Origin of the sequence: Nitrosovibrio sp. Nv4 (assembly GCF_900215485.1) — a bacterium.
Classification (GTDB): domain Bacteria; phylum Pseudomonadota; class Gammaproteobacteria; order Burkholderiales; family Nitrosomonadaceae; genus Nitrosospira.
This window is the reverse complement of record NZ_OCMZ01000003.1, coordinates 1-21152: the sequence shown is the minus strand read 5'-3', so window position 1 is coordinate 21152 and position 21152 is coordinate 1. Positions and strand designations below refer to the sequence as shown.

Below are 21152 nucleotides of genomic sequence, written 5' to 3'. Positions count from 1 at the left end.
TCATGGCGCTTCGCAAGATACCTATACGCAGGATCGGCAATCGCCACAGTCTTTTCATGGGCGGAGATCGAGAATTGGTGATGTTCTCGGGTTTACTGGCATTCGCGCTGGTTTTCAACGCCCAGGAGATCCGGGCCGCGATAGTGGGAACGGCTTTATGGATTTCCGCCTTGTTCCTGCTGCGGCTTATGGCAAAGTCCGACCCAAAAATGCGTCCCGTTTATCTGCGGCACCGGCGGTACAAGACGTACTACGCAGCGCGAGCGACGCCTTTTCGGGAAAACACACGCACTCAGGAGAAACAATACAAATGATCGCATTTGTGACTGTCGTGATAGCGAGTGTCGGCATCGTATTTCTGACGGTTCTGTTTTCCAGACTCGATGCGGCGGGTGCTGAACGCAAACTGAAAAAGCATCGCGCTAAGGATGCCGGGCTGGCCGACTTATTGATTTATGCGGCCATGGTTGATGATGGGGTGATCGTCGGCAAAAACGGTTCCTTTATGGCTGCTTGGCTATATCGCGGAGAGGATAATGCCAGCGCAACGGATGAGCAGCGTAATCTTGTTTCGTTTCGGATTAATCAAGCGCTATCCAATCTCGGCAATGGCTGGATGATCCATGTAGATGCGGTGCGGCGTCCGGCGCCCCATTATCCCGACCGGGGGCTGTCGCATTTTCCCGACCCTGTATCGGCGGCTATCGACGAAGAACGCCGGCAGCTGTTCGAGAACATTGGCACGATGTACGAGGGTTATTTTGTACTGACCCTGACCTGGTTTCCACCATCGCTGGCCCAGCGTAAATTCGTCGAGCTAATGTTCGATGACGATAGCGCGCAGCCCGATCATAAAGCGCATACCGGGGCGCTCATCGAGCATTTCAAGCGCGATTGCCGCAACATCGAATCACGGCTGTCAGCCGGCCTGACGCTCAAAAAGCTGCAAGGCAACAGAATCATGGGGGAAAACGGGGTTGAGGCAACCCATGACGAATTCCTAAGCTGGCTGCAATTTTGCGTGACCGGCATCAATCATCCGGTGCAGCTGCCGACCAACCCCATGTACCTGGATATGCTGATCGGAGGACAGGAACTTTGGGCCGGTGTGGTACCCAAAATCGGTCGCAAGTTTATCCAGGTCGTCGCCATCGAAGGGTTCCCGACTGAATCGTATCCCGGCATCCTGACTGCCTTGGCGGAATTGCCGAGCGAGTACCGCTGGTCCAGCCGTTTCATCTTTATGGACGAGCACGAAGCTATTGCCCATCTTGAAAAATTTCGAAAGAAATGGCGGCAGAAGATCCGCGGCTTCTTCGACCAGGTTTTCAATACACACATCGGCGTCGTCGATCAGGATGCGATGTCCATGGTCGCGGATGCGGAAGCCGCAATAGCGGAAGTCAGCAGCGGCTTGGTCGCGCAAGGTTATTACACCAGTGTGGTAGTGCTGATGGACGAAGACCGCGCCCAACTGGAAACATCGGCACGTACCCTCGAAAAGGCCATCAACGCTTTGGGGTTCACGGCCCGCATTGAGACGATCAATACGATGGATGCGTACATCGGAAGCCTGCCGGGTCACGGCGTCGAGAATGTGCGCCGTCCGCTCATGAACACCATGAATCTCGCCGACCTACTGCCGACCAGCACGATTTGGACGGGGTTGAATGAAGCGCCGTGCCCGATGTACCCGCCAAGCTCCCCGGCGCTCATGCACTGCATCACGCATGGGGCAACCCCATTCCGCCTCAACTTGCATGTGCGCGACGTGGGACATGCCTTTGTCTTCGGTCCGACCGGATCAGGCAAGTCTACCAAGCTTGGCGTGATAGCGGCGCAAGCTCGCCGATACCAGGGCATGTCGCTACATGTCTTTGATTTCGGGATGTCGATGTACCCGCTTGCGAAAGCAACTGGCGGGAAGCACTTCATTATCGCGGGCGATGAAGAAAGACTTTCCTTTTGCCCCTTGCAGTTTCTCGAAACGAAGGGAGACCGGGCTTGGGCAATGGAATGGGTGGATGCTCTGCTTGCGCTAAATGGCTTGAGTACCACGCCGAACCAGCGCAACGAGATTGCGAAAGCAATTACCAGCATGCATGAAACCCACTCCAAAACCCTGTCGGATTTGCATACGAAAATCCAGGACGATGCAGTGCGGGAAGCGCTGCATATTTACACTATAGATGGCAGCATGGGGCATTTGCTGGATGCCGAAGAGGATGGCTTGTCGCTCTCCGATTTTACCGTTTTTGAAATCCAGGAACTCATGAACCTGGGCGACAAGTTTGCGTTACCAGTGCTGCTTTACCTCTTCCGCCGCATCGAACTCTCGCTCAAGGGCCAGCCCGCGATGATCATTCTGGATGAAGCCTGGACCATGCTGGGGCATCCCGTTTTCAGGGCAAAGATACGGGAATGGCTCAAGGTGATGCGTAAGGCAAATTGCATGGTCGTGATGGCAACCCAAAGCCTGGCCGATGCGGCTAATTCCGGGATTCTCGACGTTATTGTGGAATCTACCGCCACCAAGATTTTCCTGCCTAATGTGTATGCCCGCGATGAAGATACGGCAGCACTCTATCGGCGAATGGGTTTGAACACCCGGCAGATAGAAATTCTGGCAACTGCCGTGCAAAAGAAGCATTACTACTATGTTTCAGAAATGGGCCGGCGCCAGTACGAGCTTGCCTTGGGTCCCCTGGCGCTCGCTTTCGTCGGCAGCACTGACAAGGATTCAATTGAGGCCATCAAGCGGCTGGAAGCCAAGCATGGAGAGGCTTGGGTCACGGAATGGCTGGCGATGAAAGGTCTGACCCTTAACGATTATAGAGTCGCGGCATGAACGTAAGCAATTTAGCAATGACGTTAAAGTCATTGGTCTTTAGGCGGCCGGTAGCCGGAGATGAACGGGTTACATCATCAATGGCTGATGGAAGAAGGGCAGGGGAGAGCGACAACCCGTATCTCGCGGCACGTCGCACCTGGAATGAGCATGTGGGAGAACAAGTGGCATCCCGCCAGAACTGGCAAATGCTGGGCCTGCTCTGTCTCTTGATTGCGTTGGCCGGGGTCGGCGGCATGATCTATATCGGCAGCCAATCGAAATTCATCCCTTATGTGGTTGAAGTGGACAAACTGGGCCAGACAATTGCGGTAGCGCCTGTGGACCGGGCAAAAGCCGTCGATCAGCGTGTCATTCATGCAGCTATGGCAACGTTCATTCAGTGGGCCCGTCTGGTGACGCCTGATGTGGCGTTGCAGCGCAAGGCCATATTCGGGGTCTACGCGATGCTTTCACCCGATGATCCAGCCACGGCAAAGATGAATGAGTTCCTGAACGGCAGGCCGGATTGGAATCCTTTCAAGCGAGCTGAAAAGGAAACGGTCAGCACGGAAATTATTTCGGTGATCGCGCAAACACCGGAAACCTGGCAAGTGGACTGGACCGAAACCGTACGCGACCGGCAAGGTTTTGTGAAGACTCCGCCGTACCGCATGCGCGCACTGGTGACGATGTACGTGTCCGAGCCCGCACCGGAAACCAGCGAAGAACAGATCCGCAACAACCCCCTGGGCATTTTTGTCAGCGATTTCGCCTGGTCCAAACAAATTTGAGGTCTATATGAAAGCAGTTACTGTCTTGGCGATTACCTGCGCCGTTCCCGCTATCGCTATAGCTGGCTCACATCTTGTGGTTGCCCCGGAGATACCGGCCCAGCGATCAACCTCATCCGTAGAACAGCGGCCACCTGCAAAAAAAATGGAGTTCATTCCAGTCTTATATCCTCATCAACCGGCTTCGGCGCCGAGGGTTGAACCCGAGCCCGAACCCGAAACGCTTTATTTCAGTAATCCTGAGCTGAAACTAACGCCGCATGAGCGCGAAGCGCTTGCCATCGTCAAGAAATGGAAGGCCGGCAATTCCACGCAAGGGGTGAAACCCGTGGCTGGCGCAGATGGTACCGTGCGATTCCTGTTCGGTGCCACACAACCGAGCATCGTTTGCGCGGTGCTGCAAGTGTGCGATGTGGAGTTGCAACCTGGCGAGCAGGTAAATTCCATCCATCTTGGCGACATGGCGCGCTGGACGGTCGAGCCAGCTGTCACCGGCGCCGGCGGAAATGAAGTACAGCATCTGATCATCAAACCGATGGATACGGGTTTGGAGACGTCCTTGATAGTTACCACTGACCGGCGCACCTACCATTTGCGGTTGCGCTCGCACCGCAACGAATTCATGCCGCGGGTGGGATTCATCTATCCGCAAGATGCAATGGCGAAGTGGGAAGAAATCAAGAAAATGGATGCCAAAAACCACAGCCGGCAGATCCTGCCTGGTACTGGCGAATACCTTGGGGATCTCAACTTCGACTATACGATTGATGGCGCCAACGCCGCATGGAAGCCAGTGCGTGTCTACAACGATGGCGTAAAAACCATTATCCAGATGCCATCGACCATGAATCAGGCCGAAGCCCCTATCCTGCTAGTGGTACGCAAGGATGGAGGTTTGTTCACCGACGAAGAATCCGTTCAGGTGAATTACCGATTGCAAGGCAATCGCTACATTGTGGACAGCATTTTCGACAAAGCTATCCTGGTCGCTGGTGTCGGCTCCAGTCAGGATCGCGTCACGATCAGGAAGGGTCAATAAACATGCGCGCTCTACTTATCACGTTGCTATGCGCAAGCCTTGGCGCATGTGCACTCCAGCCCATCAGTGAAGGAGATAAGCGGTATGCCTCCCATGATGAAAAAATCGCATCCGATACCGCCAATCAGCTTGCGCGCCTTTATCCGCCTGCCAGGACACAATTTAACATGGTATTTTCCGCGCCGACGAGTTTCGGCACGCTGCTGGCGAAAAAGCTGCGTGCAAAAGGTTATGCGCTTTCCGAATCAAGGGCTGTTGAGAAGGGCGGCCTTGCCATGATCCTGCCGCAAGACACGTTCGGCGCGTCATTTTCGTCAAAGCCGGCAACCGATGACAAAACACCAGCCCAGTCACAACCAGACAAGACAGGCATAGAACTCCACTATGCGATTGATCATTCCCCCGCAGCGGGTTTCTCCCGAATCACAGTGAAAATCGGACACGCCCTGCTGGCACGTGCATACATAGGTGATAACGGTACCATCGCGCCTGCGGGGGCATGGACTTTCAAGGAGTAAAGATGAGCAATCCCATGTCTCCGGCAACTCCCCCCCTCCAGGTACCAAGCGGTGGCGTGCGCCGCGTCAATAATTTACCCCTTTATCTAATTGGGGTGGCAGTGGTTCTTTTCCTTGGGATCATGGCGCTAGTTGCGATGGATCGCAGCAATACGAAACAAAGAGAAACGGATACGGTCAAGCGCAGCGGCAACACGGCGTTGTTCGCTACGGAACTTGCGGGGGACCGCAAAGACGGCATTATTGCGGCGTCAAGTCCGTCTCTTCCGGAGGAAGCCCAGCTTCGCGCCGATAATCCCAATATGCCGCTGCCATCCCCGCCAGGCCTGCCAGCATCGCAGCATCAGGCTGACGTGGAGCGTATCCGGCAGATGAAGCAACAGCAGTTCGAAGAGGCATTAAAAGCGAAAACAGGCGTGCAAATGGCACAACCACGCGAGCGTAGCGCGCCTAATGCCTCGAATGTGCGTCCGGCTGGTCTTCCAGCCAGCGGGGACCCTGCAGCTGTTTACAAGGAACGGTTGGCACAACTCAGGAAAGCGGGTATAGCCACTAGCCAGGATATGGAAGACAGCGAAGAATTGCGCCAAAGCGGACCAGGCCAGCAAACGAAATCCAGGGCTACCTACGAAGATTTTGAGGGAGGGGAGGGGGATAAATGGAAGCTCGATTCGCGCGTTCTCCCGCCGCGCTCTCCCTATACCGTGCAGACCACTTTCGTGATTCCGGCCACGCTGATCAGTGGCATCAATTCCACGCTTCCGGGTAAAATCTTTGGGCAGGTCAGCCAGGATGTATACGACACGGCCACGGGCAAGCATTTGCTGGTGCCGCAAGGCACCAAGCTCGAAGGGGTTTATGCAAGCGATGTGGCTTATGGGCAGGCAAACCTGTTGGTTGCATGGCAGCGCCTGGTATTTCCGGATGGCAAGACGATGGATATCGGCGCCATGCCGGGCTCCAGCGGCGCGGGCTATGCGGGGTTCTCGGATCAGGTCAACAATCACTACGTTCGGCTGTTCGGCGCGGCACTGATTATGTCGGCGATCACGGCGGGCGTGTCATTGAGCCAAAGCCGCAACCAGATTGCAGGAACGTTCGGCGCGCCCACGACGAACAGCGTACTGAGTGCTGCCCTGGGGCAGCAGCTGGGGCGCGTGACTTCGCAACTGATTTCAAAGAATCTCAACATATCGCCGACGCTTGAAATTCGCCCCGGCTACCGTTTCAACGTAACCGTCACCAAGGATTTGGTTTTCACCAAACCCTACCAGGCGTTCGACTATTAATAGGGAGCATTAGATGAAAACAGCTACGCCCCGAATTCTTGCAGCAATGGTTGTAATAAGCCTTGGCGCATCAGCGCCGGAAGTAGCAGCTAGTGGCGTGCCAGTCATCGATGCCGCCAACCTGAAGCAAACAGCTGTGTCGGCGATGGAGGGGGTAAACCAGACGCTGAAGATGATCCAGCAGTACCAGCTCCAGCTGATGCAGTACGAAAACATGATTCAAAACACGCTGGCGCCGGCAGCGTATGTCTGGAACCAGGCCGAGCGCGTCAACATGGCGCTCCTGGGGGCGGTGAACACGCTCAATTACTACAAGAACCAGGCGGGCAATCTTGACGGCTATCTGTATAAGTATCAAAACTCATCCTACTACATGAGCTCACCGTGCTTTAGCATTAACGGCTGTCCGGATTCAGAACGCAACAGACTGTTGGAAAATCGCACCCTGGCGTCCGATGCACAGAAACGCGCCAACGATGCCCTGATGCGCGGACTCGATCTACAACAGCAGGAACTCGAAGCGGATGCCAGACGACTCACGGCTTTGCAGGCCGCTGCGCAAACTTCCCAAGGGCAAATGCAGGCGATACAGGCCGCCAACCAGCTCGCCAGCAATCAGGCCAGCCAGTTGATGCAGATACGCGGGCTGCTGATCGCGCAACAAAATGCGGAAGCGGCCCGGCAGTCGGCTTTGGCGGATATTGAAGCGCAACAGGCAGCGGCCGACGCACAAGCGACAGCGGGAGTATTCAAGAAAAGTGTGCCATATGAATGGTAATCAGAGAGAGAAAAGATAATGAAAACTGAACAATCGGTTGCCCTGGTAGTTACGACACTCATGCTCACAATACTTACTGGATGCGACAACTTTGTGCCCGATAAAAGAGTAACGATAGCCAATCCAACCTGCGAAGACTTGGGAAAGATAACGGACGAGAAGGAGCATAAGGCTCTTCTTGCCAAATGCCCGGACTATCTCCCAGGAGGCTTAAAGAGAAGTAAAGATGTGGAATGGTAACGGCCATGAAACCACCAGCTTCATCAATCGTGGCTACGCTATCGGTGTTGTTCTGTTTGGCGCTTTTCGTCTCTGAAGTGCATGCAGCCGTCGAAACTACTAATGTGCTTGACGACATTTTACGCCGTTATCAAGCGGCAGCTACCGCTTGGGCGGCAACCATTACGGAAAGGGCGTCGTGGCTCTTCTGGCTGCTTGTAGTCATCAGCATGGTCTGGACTTTTGGGTTAATGGCGGTACGGCGAGCCGACCTTGGAGAATTCTTTGTCGAATTCATCCGTTTTACGGTGTTCACGGGATTCTTTTGGTGGCTGCTGATCAACGGACCGAATTTCGCTACGTCAATTATTGATTCGATGAAACAGATCGGCAACGAGGCCAGCGGACTTCGAGGCATGGGTTCTCCATCCAAGATTGTGGATATCGGTTTCGACCTTTTTTATCGAGCGTTGGATGAGACCTCCTTTCGTTCGCCAATTATCAGCATGATTGGCGTTATCATGACGGCAGTCATCCTCGTCATCCTGGCGCTGATCAGTGTCAATATGCTGTTACTGCTTGTAGCGGGCTGGATACTGGCCTATGCCGGTATCTTCTTCCTGGGCTTTGGCGGTTCGCGCTGGACTTCCGATATGGCAATCAATTACTACAAGACCGTATTGGGTGTCGCGGTGTCGCTACTTGCGATGGTGCTGTTGGTGGGCATCGGCAGAAGCTTTCTTGACGACTATTATTTGCAAATGAGTGGGGGAATGAACCTCAAAGAGCTCAGCGTAATGATGGTCGTGTCTATAGTGCTGCTCACACTGGTCAATAAAATCCCACCGATGCTGGCCAGTATTGTTGGCGGTGGTGGAGGAGGGGGCGGGATAGGCAATATCGGTGGCGGCGCTGCGATAGGCGCAGTCGCGGCGGCAACAGGAATGGCGGCAGCCATGACAATGGCCTCGGCAACCAATGCGGCAGGCGGGGCCTCCGCAATCAAGGCAGCGTTTGATGCTGCGCAAGGCAATATGGAAAGCGGGGGAGGGATGTTTAGCGGCGGAGGGCAGGGCGGCGGGAGTTCCCCATCTGGTGGCCATGGAGGGCTGAGACAGGCGATGGGGACAGGCGCGCGCTTTGCAGCTGAGATGGGATCGCATCTTGCAAAAGGCAGTATGGACGTTGTGAAGACAAAGATCGCCGGCACTGGGGACCGCGTTAGTCAAACTCCAGGCGGAAAAGTCGCCTCAGCCATTCGCGCCAGCATGGAACAACCTGAATTCACCGGGAACAAGTTTGCTGGTTCCACTGATACGACATTGGACAAGGAAGCTGAAGCCGAAGCTTTCGTAAACAGCAAATCGAGATTCGGCTAAGCCCCTCCCATGGACAACCCTATGGATAACCTGATGGACGGATAGATCCCCGTCCACAGGTTTCCCACAGGGATTGCCCACAGGGTTTCCAGACTCTACCCAACATAAACCCAAGCGTCCTGACGCGGCCTTCGGCCTTGCCCAAGCTATTTTTATTTTTTTCTTCAAGACTTCTTAGCGGCTCTTAGCAAGACAACTTCTTATTGTCGAGCGACCCTCTCTAATCCAGTTTACCTGTAGCCGAATCAGTGCCTGTTCGCATCTTTCAGCAACCCCAGTTTCCGGCCTCTCAACTTCCTGCCCCTCTATAGAAATCGTAAACTGGGAAATACCCCTACTCAGCTTTGGTGTACCTAAGTCCAATTGTTTGCTCAGCAATAAGAGCTCTAAAATCGGGCTGGAAATATCGCTCGGTCCAGCCCATCGCTCTGGCAAAAATGAACCATTCCATCAGATTTACGCTTTAAAGCCGTAGATCACCTAATACCTGGTTTTTTTCCAACATAGCATCTCGTTCGCGGGTTTGGGTCCCCTATGACGTATGCAACCAAGGAGCGCATCTTGAAACAATTAACAAGAAAAACGGTGTCAGTAATTATTGCTGTGACATTCATTGCTGGTTGCGCTGGTCGAGCCGCAAATCCTGTTGCCGTTAATCAATATGGCGATACAAGTAGATCGTGCAAGGCTATTGAAAGCGAGTTGAGCTTTATTGACTCGGAAGTAAGCCGGCTAATACCGGCCACAGAAAAAACGGGCAAAAATGTTGCCCTTGGGGTAGCGGGGGCTTTCTTTCTAGTGCCGTGGTTCTTTATGGATTTCAGCCAGGCAGAGCAGACGGAGATTAATGCGCTGCGGCAAAGGCACAATCATCTGATTATCCTTGCAGGCGAGAAGAACTGTGAAATGCAGCGGGCCCAGGTTCAGGAGGTCGTAAAAAAATCTCCTGAGCCCACCACCAAGGATCTGAATCAGAGCAATTTTTAGGTCACAAGGCTTGGTAGCATCGCTAGGTACACCTTTATATACCTGTACTTGATAGGCTACCCAAAGTCCCATTGACTTACTCAGCCATAAACTGCGGGTATTGATCGATTCAAATGCCTCGCCAAACTTTCATGGGTGGAAAAACTAGGAGGTTTGCCGTGGTGTTCTCGTGTTAGCAGCTTAGGGGTCTAAAACAATGTATCGAATAAATCATATCTCGAACCGAATTACCAAGGTTAAAGAAGCCAAATTCTCCGAACTAGGGTTTACCGAGCGAAACCATTTGCAAGAATGGATTGCAAACCAGCCGAATGTTCTTGGAGAAGAGTTGCTAATTATCCAAAAGGAGTTTGATGGGTTCGACGACACTAAAGAGCGTCTGGATTTGTTGGCAATCGATAAACGAGGTGGCTTGGTAATTATCGAAAATAAACTCGATGATTCGGGTAGAGATGTTGTCTGGCAAGCCCTCAAATACGCTTCTTACTGCTCGACTTTGTCAAAGACACAGATCACGGAAATTTTTCAGAGCTATCTGGATAGGAATGATTCAGGAAAAGATGCAAAGGCACAAATTTGTGTATTTCTTGAACAAGAAGACTTTTCGGAAGTGGTTCTGAACTCGGGCAATGATCAGCGACTGATAATGGTTGCTGCACAGTTCCGCAAGGAAGTAACTTCGACAGTGCTATGGCTCTTAAAACATGGGGTATTCATCAAGTGTTTCAAAGCTATGCCTTATCAGGATGGGGTCGACCTTTTTCTTAGCATCGAGCAAGTAATTCCGCTACCCGAAGCTGAAGATTTTATGATTGGGGTCTCGCAGAAAGAAGTTGAAGAGCAATTCTCGGAACGCAGCCGAGCGACCCGTCACCAGCGAAGGAGAGATTTCTGGCAAAGAGTGCTAGAGGCACTTGGTCAATCCAACAACGAGCTATATGCGAATATAAGTGCCAGTCACGACCCTTGGCTTAACGCTGGCTCCGGGCTACGCGGCGTTTCCTATTCAATGGTTTTTAACAGAGATGAGGTTCGGGTTGCCCTCGAACTGCATAAATCTTCAAAAGAGCAGAATAAAAAGCTATTTGATCGGCTTCATGATCACAAGCTCGAATGTGAAAATGCGTTTGGGGCACCGCTATCGTGGCGAAGAATGGATGACAACAAAAGGTCTTTTATTGAATACGCCCGATCGTTCGATGGTTACGCACAGGAAAATTGGCCTGATATGATTGAATGGCTTATTGAGCACATACAGAAGCTGGAAGCCGTATTCGGTCCTCGAGTTCCTGAGATAGTCAACTCCACAAGGCAGTAGAGAGGGTGATCTGATAACAATGTTTGATTTCCGAAAAGTGCGCGGCAAGAAGGGAGCGCATTGATGTTGCTGACTCGACTGGAGATTGAAAATTTCCGCGGCATTAGGTCACTTGATCTTGCTCTAGGCGGAACAACGGTTCTGATTGGGGAGAACAACAGCGGCAAGACAACTATTTTGCATGCGCTTCGCGCCTGCCTTCAGTATCTGCGTTCAAGCGGCAAGATGCCAGTCTTTGATGAGTTTGACTTTCACTTGGATGGCGTATCTGCCGATCCCACAACAGCCAAGCCAATTTCGATCACACTAACATTCGAGGAGTCAAAGCTGGGTGAATGGTCGGAGGAAATCGAAAGGCAGTTAGGTGGAGATGCCAACATTGTGATGCTGATGCCGGATGACCGCTCGAGAGTTCAACTTCGCTTGACGTCGGAGTTCTCGACGGTTACTCAGGAAATTGATACGAGCTTCGACTTTCTGGATTCTACCGGAAAGCCGCTGCCTGGCAAAAGTAGAGGCCGGTTGTCAGCATTGCAACAGTTGCGTCCCCTATTTTATCTTTCTGCGCTTCGTGATGCCGGCAAGGAATTTTCAAGAACCTCACAGTTCTGGTCGCCGTTTGTGAAGAATTCACAGATCACCCCGACAAAAAAGGCAGAAATTGAGATTCAGCTCCAAGCTATCAACGCAGAAATCATCGAGGCGCACGGAACTTTCAAGGATATTCGGGAGCATTTGTCCAAAGTGCAGGATCTTGTGGCGCTTGGTCAGCACGACGTCGTTAGTGTGGACGCTATTCCCGCACGCATCTTCGATATGCTAAACCGTACTCAGGTTAGTATCGCTTCCGCCACTGGCGCCCGTTTGCCCATCGGAAAACACGGTGAAGGGACACAGAGCCTCACCGTTCTGATGTTGTTTGATGCCTTTCTTCGATCTGAGCTGGGGCGCAAACAAGGAGTAAAGGATTCACAGCCAATTGTTGCGCTGGAGGAACCAGAGGCTCACTTGCATCCAAGCGCCGTTCGCGCTTTGTGGAAAACAATTCGGAACATCAAAGGGCAGAAGCTAATCGCAACCCATTCTGGGGATCTTCTCTCTGAAATTGAGGTGGATTCAATTCGCCGCCTCTACCGTAAGAGAAACGAGGTCTGTGTAGGTACACTTCCACCTGATCTGTTACGCAAGAAGGAGCGTCAGAAATTCGATTTCTTAGTACGTCGTACTCGTGGCGAATTGTTGTTCGCGCGCTGTTGGCTACTTGGGGAGGGCGAGACCGAGGCCATCCTTTTCTCCGGTGCTGCTGAAGTGTTGGGCCTGGACCTAGAACAGGCGGGAGTACGATGTGTTGAATACCGACAGGGAGACATAGATTTCTTCTTGGAGGCAGCAAACTCTTTAGGTATCGCCTGGCATTGCCTCACAGATGCTGATACACAAGGTTTGAGTGACGTAAAGAAAGCGAGGGGTCGCGTCCCGGGCATCCCTAAGAGAGAATGGAGGCATATTTCATTTCTGGCCGGCGCAACTTCTATTGAACCTTATTTGGCTGCGAATGGCTTTCTTGCCGTCTATGAGAGATTAGCCTCACACCAGATGAAAAAGAACAATTTGACGGTGCCTAAGGAAGATCCTGCCTACCCAGAACAAATTTCCAACTGCATTCCGGAGAAGATAAATGCAGCATACGCTGTTGTAGAAGCGATGCGAGTCGGTGGGCCAGCCTCTGTACCTCCAGCCCTTAAGTGTGCGGTCATGAAAGCCATCGTATTGGCAAGGAGACCTTAATGGATTACCTGAGGAAGCTCAATGCAAACCAGTTGACCGCAGCTCAGTGGAATACAGGTCCATTGTTGGTACTTGCCGGGCCAGGATCCGGCAAGACAGCCACCTTGACTTCACGAACTGCTCGATTGGTAGAGGAGAGCGCGGATGAGTCGTACCGGATTCTCTGCTTGACATTCACCCGCAAGGCCGCCAGCGAGATGCGAGAACGTCTGTTTGCGCTTGTTCCTGATGCGCGCAACAGAGCACTCCTTACTAACTTCCATTCATTCGCCGCTGACATCCTCCGCCAACATGGTAGTCACTTTGGGTTGAGTCCAGAGTTTGAAATCATCGAAGATTCGGAGCGACTTGCTCTGGTTAAGTCGTTGCTCACAAAGCGAGCAGACGAGTTTACGAAATTCGTCTCTGCCGAAAAGGCGCTCACTGCGCTCAATTTCCTATTCAGGAGCGCGATTCCAGACGTCAATGTTCCTTCCCTGCTGAAGGACTCGGCGATGGGGCAGCAATTGCTAGCGCTGTTTAGTGCTTACAAGGAGCTATTGAAGCATCAAAACTGTCTGGACTACGATGCCATCCTGTACTTTTGTGAAGAACTTCTTCGTGAAAGGCCACGCGTCGCGAAGCAGCTTCAGACTGTCTATCGGTACATCTGTGTAGACGAGTTTCAGGATACAAATACCGTCCAATATCGGATTCTCCGCGCGCTGGCACCGCAAAGAGACTCGAATATTTTCATCGTTGGGGATGATGACCAAATTATTTATCAGTGGAATGGCGCAAGCCCAGCTCGTATTAGTGAACTAGAGCGCCATTACGATCTAAAGACTATCCAGTTGCCAGAAAATTACCGTTGCCCTGCTGAGGTCGTTTATCTAGCCAATGCCCTCATCGCGCACAATGGCGACCGCGCCGCAGGGAAAAAACCTCTAGAGGCTATGCGTCAACTGGCATCTACCTCTCCTGTTGTAGTGAAACAATTCACCGACGAAGTAAAAGAGGCAGGATGGGTTGCAGAGCAAATTGCTCAGCGCATTCGTGTCGGGGCAGCACCACGCGAGATTGTGGTTGTTGCCAGAAATACTAAGTTGCTTGAGCGCGTGGGCAGCGCACTAACGACGGTTAATGTCGAATCACATGTTCAGCGTCGAAAGTCACAGTTTGAAAGTGCGCCGCTACGTTTTGTAATGGCGGCACTTAAATTGGCAGCTGTTCGCTCGGATAATGAGATTGCTGCCGCCCTAATTAAGGCCCTATCCGATTGCCGAGGGATCCACATTGAGCCTGAAAACTTGGCAGCGTGGGCAGCCCAGGCTAATGGAGACTATCTGGAAGCGCTCGCGCTCCTGCTGGAGCAACAGTCTGCAGAGATAACAAGCTTTTGCGAGGCTGTCCAAGAGCTGATGCAAGGCCAGTACTCAGACTTCTTGAGGCGAGTCTTTGAATATTTTGACAAGCTAGAGGATATTGAGCTTCATACCGAAGGCAGCGAAGCTTTCGCTGATTATCCGGCAGAGCGAGATGTTTGGCTCGGAATCATCCGAGATCTAGGCGGAGAAAGCGATGCTTATGCTCTGTCTTTAAGGCAATTCCTTCAGGAGGTTGCGCTGGCCAACAAAACGCCAGAGGCGCCTTCCTCAGCAGTACGTTGCTTAACCATTCACGCCTGTAAGGGAATGGAGTTTTCTCATGTATACCTGGTCGGCCTTGCTGAGGATCAGCTTCCCTCTTTTCAGGCTAGAAAGGCTGGAGATGACAGCCGTGAAATGCAGGAAGAGCGAAGAAATTGTTTCGTAGCCATTACCAGAACGATGGAGACGCTGACTCTTACCTATGCCGGAAAATACAACGGTTGGCAAAAAGCTCCTTCAAGGTTCCTTAAAGAAATGGGCTTCGTAGTTGAGGGTGGATAACTGGTGATTCGCTTTGTTGTATAACTATTTTTGCTAAAAGATCTATGAATGATAAAGGACGTTATCATTCATAATGATGAGTGCGAATTTCAACCAAACCCTGTCACACGACTGCAGATACCATCACACTTTAGTCCTTCTGGACGGTTAGGAACTCGATTGACAAGGTATGGTGCTGTACTCGAGTTCGTTATGCCGGACATTGAATTCGGGAAGAGAGGTTGGTGATCTCCTTTCGAAGTTCGTGGGTGAGAGGTATCCGAGTGCTATACGCTCCCTAGGGTTATACCAGCCTTCGATCCAGGTAAATACTGTGAGCCGGACCTCGGTACGAGCTTTGAAGGTTCTGAGATCGATGAACTCACACTCCAGGCTGGCGAAGAAGTTCTCAGCCAGAGCGTTATTAAGCGCATTGCCGACCGTACGCCGCTTCTCCCGACAAACCAGGTCCTCAATAGATTATGCGAAGGCATTGAAGATCGGATCATCTATGCACGTTCCACATGCATAGATGATGATGCCCTGACCCAAACCAGGTATATTTACTGGGCACGCACACATGAGAGTAGAACCATAACACCACGTTTCACACTGTCGCTGCCTCTGCATGGTACTCAAAGAGGCGGTGTGGGGTCTTGCGTCTGAGAAGCCACCCAAATTAGGGTGTCCCATCATAAATGTAAATGGGCGTTCATGCGAGCAGGCACAATCCTTCGATACTTGAAGATTTGATTTACAGTGCTTGCATATCAGCGCCTCAGGATTGATCGCTTCCTTACAAAATGGGCATTGCCCACGGTGTTGCGGTCGTGCTGGTTCTACCCGTGAGGCGCAATATTTGCATTTGGTTGCTTCCGAATTGATTTGCTCCTTGCAAAAAGGGCACTGCCGAGTTTCGTCATCCACCATCGTCACATCTCCTTGCATATTGCATCGTTTAGAGAAAGTAACTCTTTCTTTATCTTCTATGCTGTAATGTGATCGTCTCGTTGTCTGTAGGAAACCGCACACAGCAACAAAGTCTTTGCGGAAATGTTCATCATACTGGACAAAGTGGAAAGATTAAGCGGGAACGGGTCGGTAATTTCTTCTTCCTATGCTACCCTCACCTCAGGCGGGGGTGGGGGACAGGGATTCACTGTCATCCCGCATGATTCGCGCATCAGCAGGTTTGCCGCGCGAATGCCGGAGCGCAGTGCCCCTTCCATGTAGCCGAAATAGGAAACGTATGTGTGTTCCCCGGCAAAGTACAGCCGCTTATGGAACGCGATGTTGAGCTTTGGACCAACCTTGAAGATCTCGCCGTTTGGTTTTGGCGCCCAGAAACCGGTCTCGATGAAGGGCTCCTCCGGCCAATCCTTATAAAAAGAAGGGGTGACTAGCTTTGTAAAATAGCTGGGATAGAGTTTCCTCAGCTCGCGCTTCATTTCGGGCTCTTTGGGCGGACGGTAACCTTTCAGTGGGTCGGGCAAGAGGGGCCCGGCAAAGACGTTCAGCATGACGTCTTTGCCTTTAGTCTGCATCTGGTTATCGGTGCCCTCCCAAATCTGACCAAGCTTGAGGGTCCCGCCGCTCGGAGCGGATGGGATCTTTTCCGTGATCCAGAACCGGCTATTAAATCTACTGAAGAACTTCACTGCCAGGCCTTTTCCCATGTCGCCAATCTCCGCCTTGAGATCCACCGGATTGTCGTTGTCTCGGATCGTCACGTGGTGCCACACGGTAGGCGGGATCGCCAGCACTACGTAATCAAAACTCGCTTGGGCCCTCACGCTGCCTAAATTCCCCCTCGGCCAAGCAACCGGCTGCGTCGTCAGCTGCACATCCTGCGAGTGAATGTCGATTTGTGTGACCGCTCTTTCTAGCTCAAAAACGCCCCTGTTTTTTTTGATCTCATTGCACATTTCATCGGCCAAGCGCTGGCTTCCATCGGCGCAGCGAAAAATCTCCAATTCGTCCCAATACCCCGTTGGACTATGATCTTCGATCTCGAACCGCTCGCTCTGCCCTCCCTTCACTTTTAACAGCAGACCCAGATAGTTCATTTCGTCCAGTTGAGAGAGTTCATTGTTGACCAGTAATAACTCCAGCATCTTCCACAGCCGCTGCTGTTTCGGATTGTACGGACTGACCTTGTGCTTGTTGATTAGCGCCTGTTTTACGGTCATGTGGTCGTAAACCATCAGCAGACCCAGAAAGAATGGGTTACTTTCCTTCCACGGACAGGTCTCTTGCGTAATCTTTGCTGCCTCATTGGCAATCGACTCCAGCACCTGATTGACATCATTAGTGAGCTGATCGATTTCTGGCCATGTCAGGTCCTTCGTATTATCCAGTCGGAGTTTCAAATTCAAGCCTGCTCGTTCGTACTCCCGGTCCCCCATCCGGTTGATCACTGCGATGCCATACTTCCGGGCCAATTTCAGCCACGCGGTATGGAACGAGCCAATCAATTCCGCCCCCTCCTCGATAATGCACCCAGGGACAATCTTGCGATTGCTGCAAACGCGCCCCCCTATCTGTGGATGCGCTTCATATACCTTCACTTCGACGCCATGCTGGCTGAGCCGCAGGGCGGCCATCAGGCCGCCCAGTCCGGCCCCAACTACTGCCACCCGCATGTTCTTCAGCCCGTTCTTACAATCCTGCGAGAGGGTCGTGAGGGGCGTGATTGGATCATTATCCATGGTACCGTCCGAGCTTTTGACCATCCTTTTTCTTCGCGATTTTCTTCGTTCGCAGCAAAGAGACGGGGTGTGTTTTATTTTGGGGAAACGCGCCTAGAGCCAGATTAACTCTTGAATTGCCCAGAACGTTTATATATCCGCTGTATACCCGCTTTTTACAGGCCGTTCTGCTAGTGCAGGTGTCCGGACAGTCGGTGTTGTAAAAAGGATCAACCAAACCAGATGAAGGTCAATATACTGGCGGGGAAGATGCCGTTAGTAGTTAGTATCCGGGCAGACCCGGTCATCTAGACTCAGCCATTTAGACTTAGCCATTCTGGATGGCCGCATTGATCTCCGGCAAGGTTTTATATTCGTCAATCATCACTAGGTCAGTTGGCAGTTTCACTTCCCACGGGTTGCCAACCAATTTAACGCCGATGGAATAGCGCACACCCCTTTCACTCTCATCCAAATACTTTTGGGTCAGGTGTATTTCGGTTGGGCTGATTACTTCGCTGATTACGTAGGTTTTGTCCTTGATGATAATGCGTTTGTTCTCATCGCTATCGATGAACTCAGTCTCTATACCGGTTACTTTTGTAACATCTTTTTGCACGGTCAGCCGTCCTTTACCTTCTATGTTTTGATTGCCGAGTTGTTCTTTTAATTCGGCCAAAACAGATAGATGCAGGGGATCAGCAACGCCGTCTTCGGCATTGACTAGAGTGCCTTCGCCATACCAGATTTCTCCAATTTCCAGATAGTGAAGCAGGCTGGTTTCAAAGCCCGGTCGAACAGGCACTTGTACTCTGGCCGCACCCGCTTGCAAAAAGCGCGTGTATAGCGGATCATTATCTGAAATTTGCGAGATCGTGACCCAATCATCTTTTTTGCCCCAAAAGTAAGGGTAAAAAATGTAGGTCATGTTGGTCCATTCGAAGGCATTCTCAAAAAACTGGATATATCTGCCTTCAGCTTTGGCATCGGCAAAGGCTATTTCAGGATAGCCAAGCGGAGCAACATTGCGTCTCATGGCATCAAAGGTTTCAAAACTTTGGGCTGTGAGTAGCGAGATACAGCCTTTCTTCAATTCACTTTTCTCACATTCACGATTCATTAACGGATTGGTTCCGGTAATATTGGAATCCCGTATTCGCGCTGTCTCAACTGCGTTGTCGTAACGACTTTTCTGGTCGTTGTAGGCATTCATGATCAAATTGTAGGTTTTGATTTGCCACGCTTCGAACTTTTCCTCTGAACACGTGCAAAGGACGCTGACTAGGACTCCATAATTGTGGAAAGCATTGGAATTTATGGTAATCGGTATTTTGCCAGTTGTTGGTGTTAGAAGGGGAAGGGGATCAACCCTATCATCACCGGGCTCGACATAGGTAAGCTGTTCGTTCTGAACTTGGACGACGACTTGATGCACGGTGACTCCTTCTCCTTCTAAATCTTGTGTTTCGCCATAGATATTTATGTGAGCGGCCTGTGGTATATAGCCCTCGGTAATAGGGATATCAAAACTGTCTGAACTAAGTTTTCTTCCTTCTCCAGCAATGTCTTTATTTTTCTTCTCACTTATTACGAGCGTTAAAGGTGGAGGAGGCTCAATGTCTTCTGCTAAGTATTGGCTTACCCAACCCATATATTTGTCTCTCTCAATATGTTGGGGCTGCAAAGCGATGAAATTATTGTTTTGGCAATATCCGGGGGGTTCAGGTTTTACTTGAGTTACTGTGTCGATGGGTTGTTTGCTCATCGCATACCGCAAAAAAGCTGCCGGTTCGGGAACCATAAATTCCAACATCAATCGTTTGCCGTAGTTAACGATTTGAGCCTTGTAAATTTTATCTACAAATCGATAAACGCCGGAAATATTTTCCGGACCATCTTTATTATCAAAAGAATGTTTATTTCTTTCTTCTATTTCATTTACTGTTCTAACAAATTGGCGTTCCAATGTCCTTTTCTGTATCTTGCTAGTGGCACGGGTGGTCGTATCACGGGCAAAGGTTGCAGAAGCACGATTTGATTCTTGCTTAGCACTACTATTTGTCCAGTTGAAATTGGAAGTTGCATCTACCGAAGGTCCGTAGGATGCGTTAACTGTTAGGCCTACTTCGGTGCTAGTATTTTCGTTAATAACCTTTTCTGATTCAGTTTGTAATTCAAATCTCTCAGTGGAGACAAGGTCTTGTATTTTCTCATTGGTCACTTCAGTTTCTGTCAGGGTCGATCGTTCAGTAGTGGTCATAGTTCTAAATCGACGTTCCCTAATCTCGCTTTTTAAGACATTTTCAATATGAGCAATTTCGCCCAGTCGATAACCTAGTAATTCCTGCTCGACGACCATCAAGTCGGCAAAGCCTAAAACCCGTGCCTCGCCATGGGTTCCATGCGGAACTGTTACTTCATCAGTGATATTTGTAGCCGGAACAGGCGGACAAACACCAGGAGTACCTGGTTCTGTTACCGGATTTTCAAGTTCGATGGGCATTTCGCCCACCAAAATATCGCTTGCTATCAGATTGTTTCCGATACTTACCATATATCTCATTGAGCTTCGGCTGGCGTACAACTTTTTGTTTATTTCTCTTGATTGTTTTTCAATTAAAGAAATTGCCATAGCTACATCAATATTGGATGGCTCAAGGCCAATCTTTCTCAAAGTGGCCTTTGTTTCCTGACGGAGATTATCTGCGGCTCCCTCCGAAAGTCCGAAACCGTTATGAGCCATATCTCTATTTGCCGTAACTGAGTGCGGCGTTGAGCCGGCTTTAGCTGGATTAGGCTGAGCTATGCTTTTCTCAAAAGTTGTTAACAAATCATTAACAGCATTACGATTAGCTGTTAATTCTCTCGAAAGTCTTAGCAATTCTGCTTGGTTATTGGCAATCTTTTCAAGCCTTTCCCCTTCGGCTCTGAGTAGTTCAGATAGATCTTGTTTGATGGTTGGCAAAGGAAATATGCCTTCAGGCAATATAATTATCTGCGAGAGAAAGTCTGCTTTTGAATAAACTTGATTTTCTTCCAAATATGGAAGCTTCTGGATCAGGCCAAGTGTTTTGGCTAGGCTTATTAACAAACTTCGAACTCTAGACTCGACGTTCTGCTCAATTGCCGCAATCACTATGCTATCAGTTACTTTTAAGATAACCTCATTGAAATCATCCTGTTGGACAAATTTTTCCGGTTCCACATGAAATATTTTGATAAATAAATCTTTTGCTGCTTTATGAAATTCTTTTTCTCTCAACTTTAATAAAGATTCATAGAATGATAAGAACTTGACATCGATTTTTTTTCGAGAGTCAATAAATCCTGAATTATTTGATCTGATAAATCCTTGAACCAATTTTTCGATGCCAGCCCTCGAATCGGCCCTTTTCTGTTGAACTAACAATTCTATAAAGTCACTCGTTGAATCATTTAGATTAAAAATATTTTTCATTACTGTTTCAGGACCCACCTCTTGAGGGGGGCGAAGGGTCATAAAACGAAAGATCTCAGTTGTCATGGTTTAAGATGGTGAAGATTGGAAAAATGATGAGCTTTTCACCTGAGCCATTCGGCAGGCGAACTCATTATTTATATAGTAAAAAATTCAAATTGTTGCCCTAAAATATGTCCCGAG

General features: G+C 50.5%; 16 protein-coding genes. 13 read left to right on the top strand and 3 right to left on the bottom strand.

Annotated features, from left to right (window positions below):
* The first annotated feature begins 2 nt into the window (after window positions 1-2).
* The 13 genes from CRO05_RS15025 (at window position 3) to CRO05_RS14965 (ending at window position 14846) form a co-directional block, all read left to right on the top strand.
* Complete coding sequence (locus CRO05_RS15025; protein WP_097068032.1) at window positions 3-314, top strand: conjugal transfer protein TrbD; 312 nt, start codon at window positions 3-5, stop codon at window positions 312-314.
* Window positions 311-2848 carry a VirB4 family type IV secretion/conjugal transfer ATPase gene (locus CRO05_RS15020; RefSeq protein WP_097068031.1) on the top strand — a complete coding sequence of 846 codons (2538 nt, stop codon included), beginning with the start codon at window positions 311-313 and terminating at the stop codon, window positions 2846-2848. The genes CRO05_RS15025 and CRO05_RS15020 overlap by 4 nt, the downstream gene beginning before the upstream one ends.
* Window positions 2845-3621 carry a VirB8/TrbF family protein gene (locus tag CRO05_RS15015; RefSeq protein WP_097068030.1) on the top strand — a complete coding sequence of 259 codons (777 nt, stop codon included), beginning with the start codon at window positions 2845-2847 and terminating at the stop codon, window positions 3619-3621. Before CRO05_RS15020 ends, CRO05_RS15015 begins: the two co-directional genes overlap by 4 nt.
* A gap of 7 nt (window positions 3622-3628) precedes the next feature.
* Entirely contained in the window at window positions 3629-4660 is a 1032-nt protein-coding gene (gene trbG / locus CRO05_RS15010; RefSeq protein WP_235001486.1) for a P-type conjugative transfer protein TrbG, read from the top strand.
* A 2-nt stretch (window positions 4661-4662) separates the two neighbouring features.
* Window positions 4663-5178, top strand: a complete 516-nt coding sequence (locus CRO05_RS15005; protein ID WP_097068029.1) for a hypothetical protein — start codon at window positions 4663-4665, stop codon at window positions 5176-5178.
* 2 nt (window positions 5179-5180) lie between these two features.
* Entirely contained in the window at window positions 5181-6467 is a 1287-nt protein-coding gene (locus CRO05_RS15000; protein ID WP_097068028.1) for a TrbI/VirB10 family protein, read from the top strand.
* A 13-nt stretch (window positions 6468-6480) separates the two neighbouring features.
* Window positions 6481-7245 carry a P-type conjugative transfer protein TrbJ gene (trbJ, locus tag CRO05_RS14995; RefSeq protein ID WP_097068027.1) on the top strand — a complete coding sequence of 255 codons (765 nt, stop codon included), beginning with the start codon at window positions 6481-6483 and terminating at the stop codon, window positions 7243-7245.
* 18 nt (window positions 7246-7263) lie between these two features.
* Window positions 7264-7485, top strand: a complete 222-nt coding sequence (trbK, locus tag CRO05_RS14990; RefSeq protein WP_097068026.1) for an entry exclusion lipoprotein TrbK — start codon at window positions 7264-7266, stop codon at window positions 7483-7485.
* Between the two features lie 5 nt (window positions 7486-7490).
* Window positions 7491-8843 carry a P-type conjugative transfer protein TrbL gene (gene trbL, locus CRO05_RS14985; RefSeq protein ID WP_097068063.1) on the top strand — a complete coding sequence of 451 codons (1353 nt, stop codon included), beginning with the start codon at window positions 7491-7493 and terminating at the stop codon, window positions 8841-8843.
* Between the two features lie 561 nt (window positions 8844-9404).
* Window positions 9405-9830, top strand: coding sequence for a hypothetical protein (locus CRO05_RS14980; RefSeq protein WP_143860949.1), 426 nt, complete (start codon window positions 9405-9407; stop codon window positions 9828-9830).
* A 196-nt stretch (window positions 9831-10026) separates the two neighbouring features.
* On the top strand, window positions 10027-11148 hold the full coding sequence (locus tag CRO05_RS14975; RefSeq protein ID WP_097068024.1) for a DUF4268 domain-containing protein: 1122 nt from the start codon (window positions 10027-10029) through the stop codon (window positions 11146-11148).
* Between the two features lie 63 nt (window positions 11149-11211).
* Entirely contained in the window at window positions 11212-12936 is a 1725-nt protein-coding gene (locus tag CRO05_RS14970) for an ATP-dependent endonuclease (protein WP_097068023.1), read from the top strand.
* A complete protein-coding gene (locus tag CRO05_RS14965; protein ID WP_097068022.1) occupies window positions 12936-14846 on the top strand; it encodes an ATP-dependent helicase in 1911 nt (636 codons plus the stop codon). Before CRO05_RS14970 ends, CRO05_RS14965 begins: the two co-directional genes overlap by 1 nt.
* Window positions 14847-14993: 147 nt before the next feature.
* Here the strand turns inward: CRO05_RS14965 and CRO05_RS16215 are convergent, their stop codons facing one another.
* The 3 genes from CRO05_RS16215 to CRO05_RS14950 form a co-directional block, all read right to left on the bottom strand.
* Window positions 14994-15242, bottom strand: a complete 249-nt coding sequence (locus tag CRO05_RS16215) for an IS3 family transposase (RefSeq protein ID WP_369831639.1) — start codon at window positions 15240-15242, stop codon at window positions 14994-14996.
* A 698-nt stretch (window positions 15243-15940) separates the two neighbouring features.
* Window positions 15941-17533, bottom strand: coding sequence for an NAD(P)/FAD-dependent oxidoreductase (locus CRO05_RS14955; protein ID WP_159462756.1), 1593 nt, complete (start codon window positions 17531-17533; stop codon window positions 15941-15943).
* A gap of 307 nt (window positions 17534-17840) precedes the next feature.
* Window positions 17841-21035: a hypothetical protein gene (locus tag CRO05_RS14950; RefSeq protein ID WP_143860948.1), complete on the bottom strand. Its 3195-nt coding sequence runs from the start codon at window positions 21033-21035 to the stop codon at window positions 17841-17843.
* Window positions 21036-21152 lie beyond the last annotated feature (117 nt).

Coding starts and splice junctions, on each gene's coding strand:
- CRO05_RS15005 (WP_097068029.1), top strand. CDS start 4,663: ATGCGCGCTCTACTTATCACGTTGCTATGCGCAAGCCTTGGCGCATGT.
- CRO05_RS15015 (WP_097068030.1), top strand. CDS start 2,845: ATGAACGTAAGCAATTTAGCAATGACGTTAAAGTCATTGGTCTTTAGG.
- CRO05_RS15020 (WP_097068031.1), top strand. CDS start 311: ATGATCGCATTTGTGACTGTCGTGATAGCGAGTGTCGGCATCGTATTT.
- CRO05_RS15000 (WP_097068028.1), top strand. CDS start 5,181: ATGAGCAATCCCATGTCTCCGGCAACTCCCCCCCTCCAGGTACCAAGC.
- CRO05_RS14955 (WP_159462756.1), bottom strand. CDS start 17,533: ATGGATAATGATCCAATCACGCCCCTCACGACCCTCTCGCAGGATTGT.
- trbK (WP_097068026.1), top strand. CDS start 7,264: ATGAAAACTGAACAATCGGTTGCCCTGGTAGTTACGACACTCATGCTC.
- trbL (WP_097068063.1), top strand. CDS start 7,491: ATGAAACCACCAGCTTCATCAATCGTGGCTACGCTATCGGTGTTGTTC.
- CRO05_RS14975 (WP_097068024.1), top strand. CDS start 10,027: ATGTATCGAATAAATCATATCTCGAACCGAATTACCAAGGTTAAAGAA.
- trbJ (WP_097068027.1), top strand. CDS start 6,481: ATGAAAACAGCTACGCCCCGAATTCTTGCAGCAATGGTTGTAATAAGC.
- CRO05_RS15025 (WP_097068032.1), top strand. CDS start 3: ATGGCGCTTCGCAAGATACCTATACGCAGGATCGGCAATCGCCACAGT.
- CRO05_RS14950 (WP_143860948.1), bottom strand. CDS start 21,035: ATGACAACTGAGATCTTTCGTTTTATGACCCTTCGCCCCCCTCAAGAG.
- trbG (WP_235001486.1), top strand. CDS start 3,629: ATGAAAGCAGTTACTGTCTTGGCGATTACCTGCGCCGTTCCCGCTATC.
- CRO05_RS14970 (WP_097068023.1), top strand. CDS start 11,212: ATGTTGCTGACTCGACTGGAGATTGAAAATTTCCGCGGCATTAGGTCA.
- CRO05_RS14965 (WP_097068022.1), top strand. CDS start 12,936: ATGGATTACCTGAGGAAGCTCAATGCAAACCAGTTGACCGCAGCTCAG.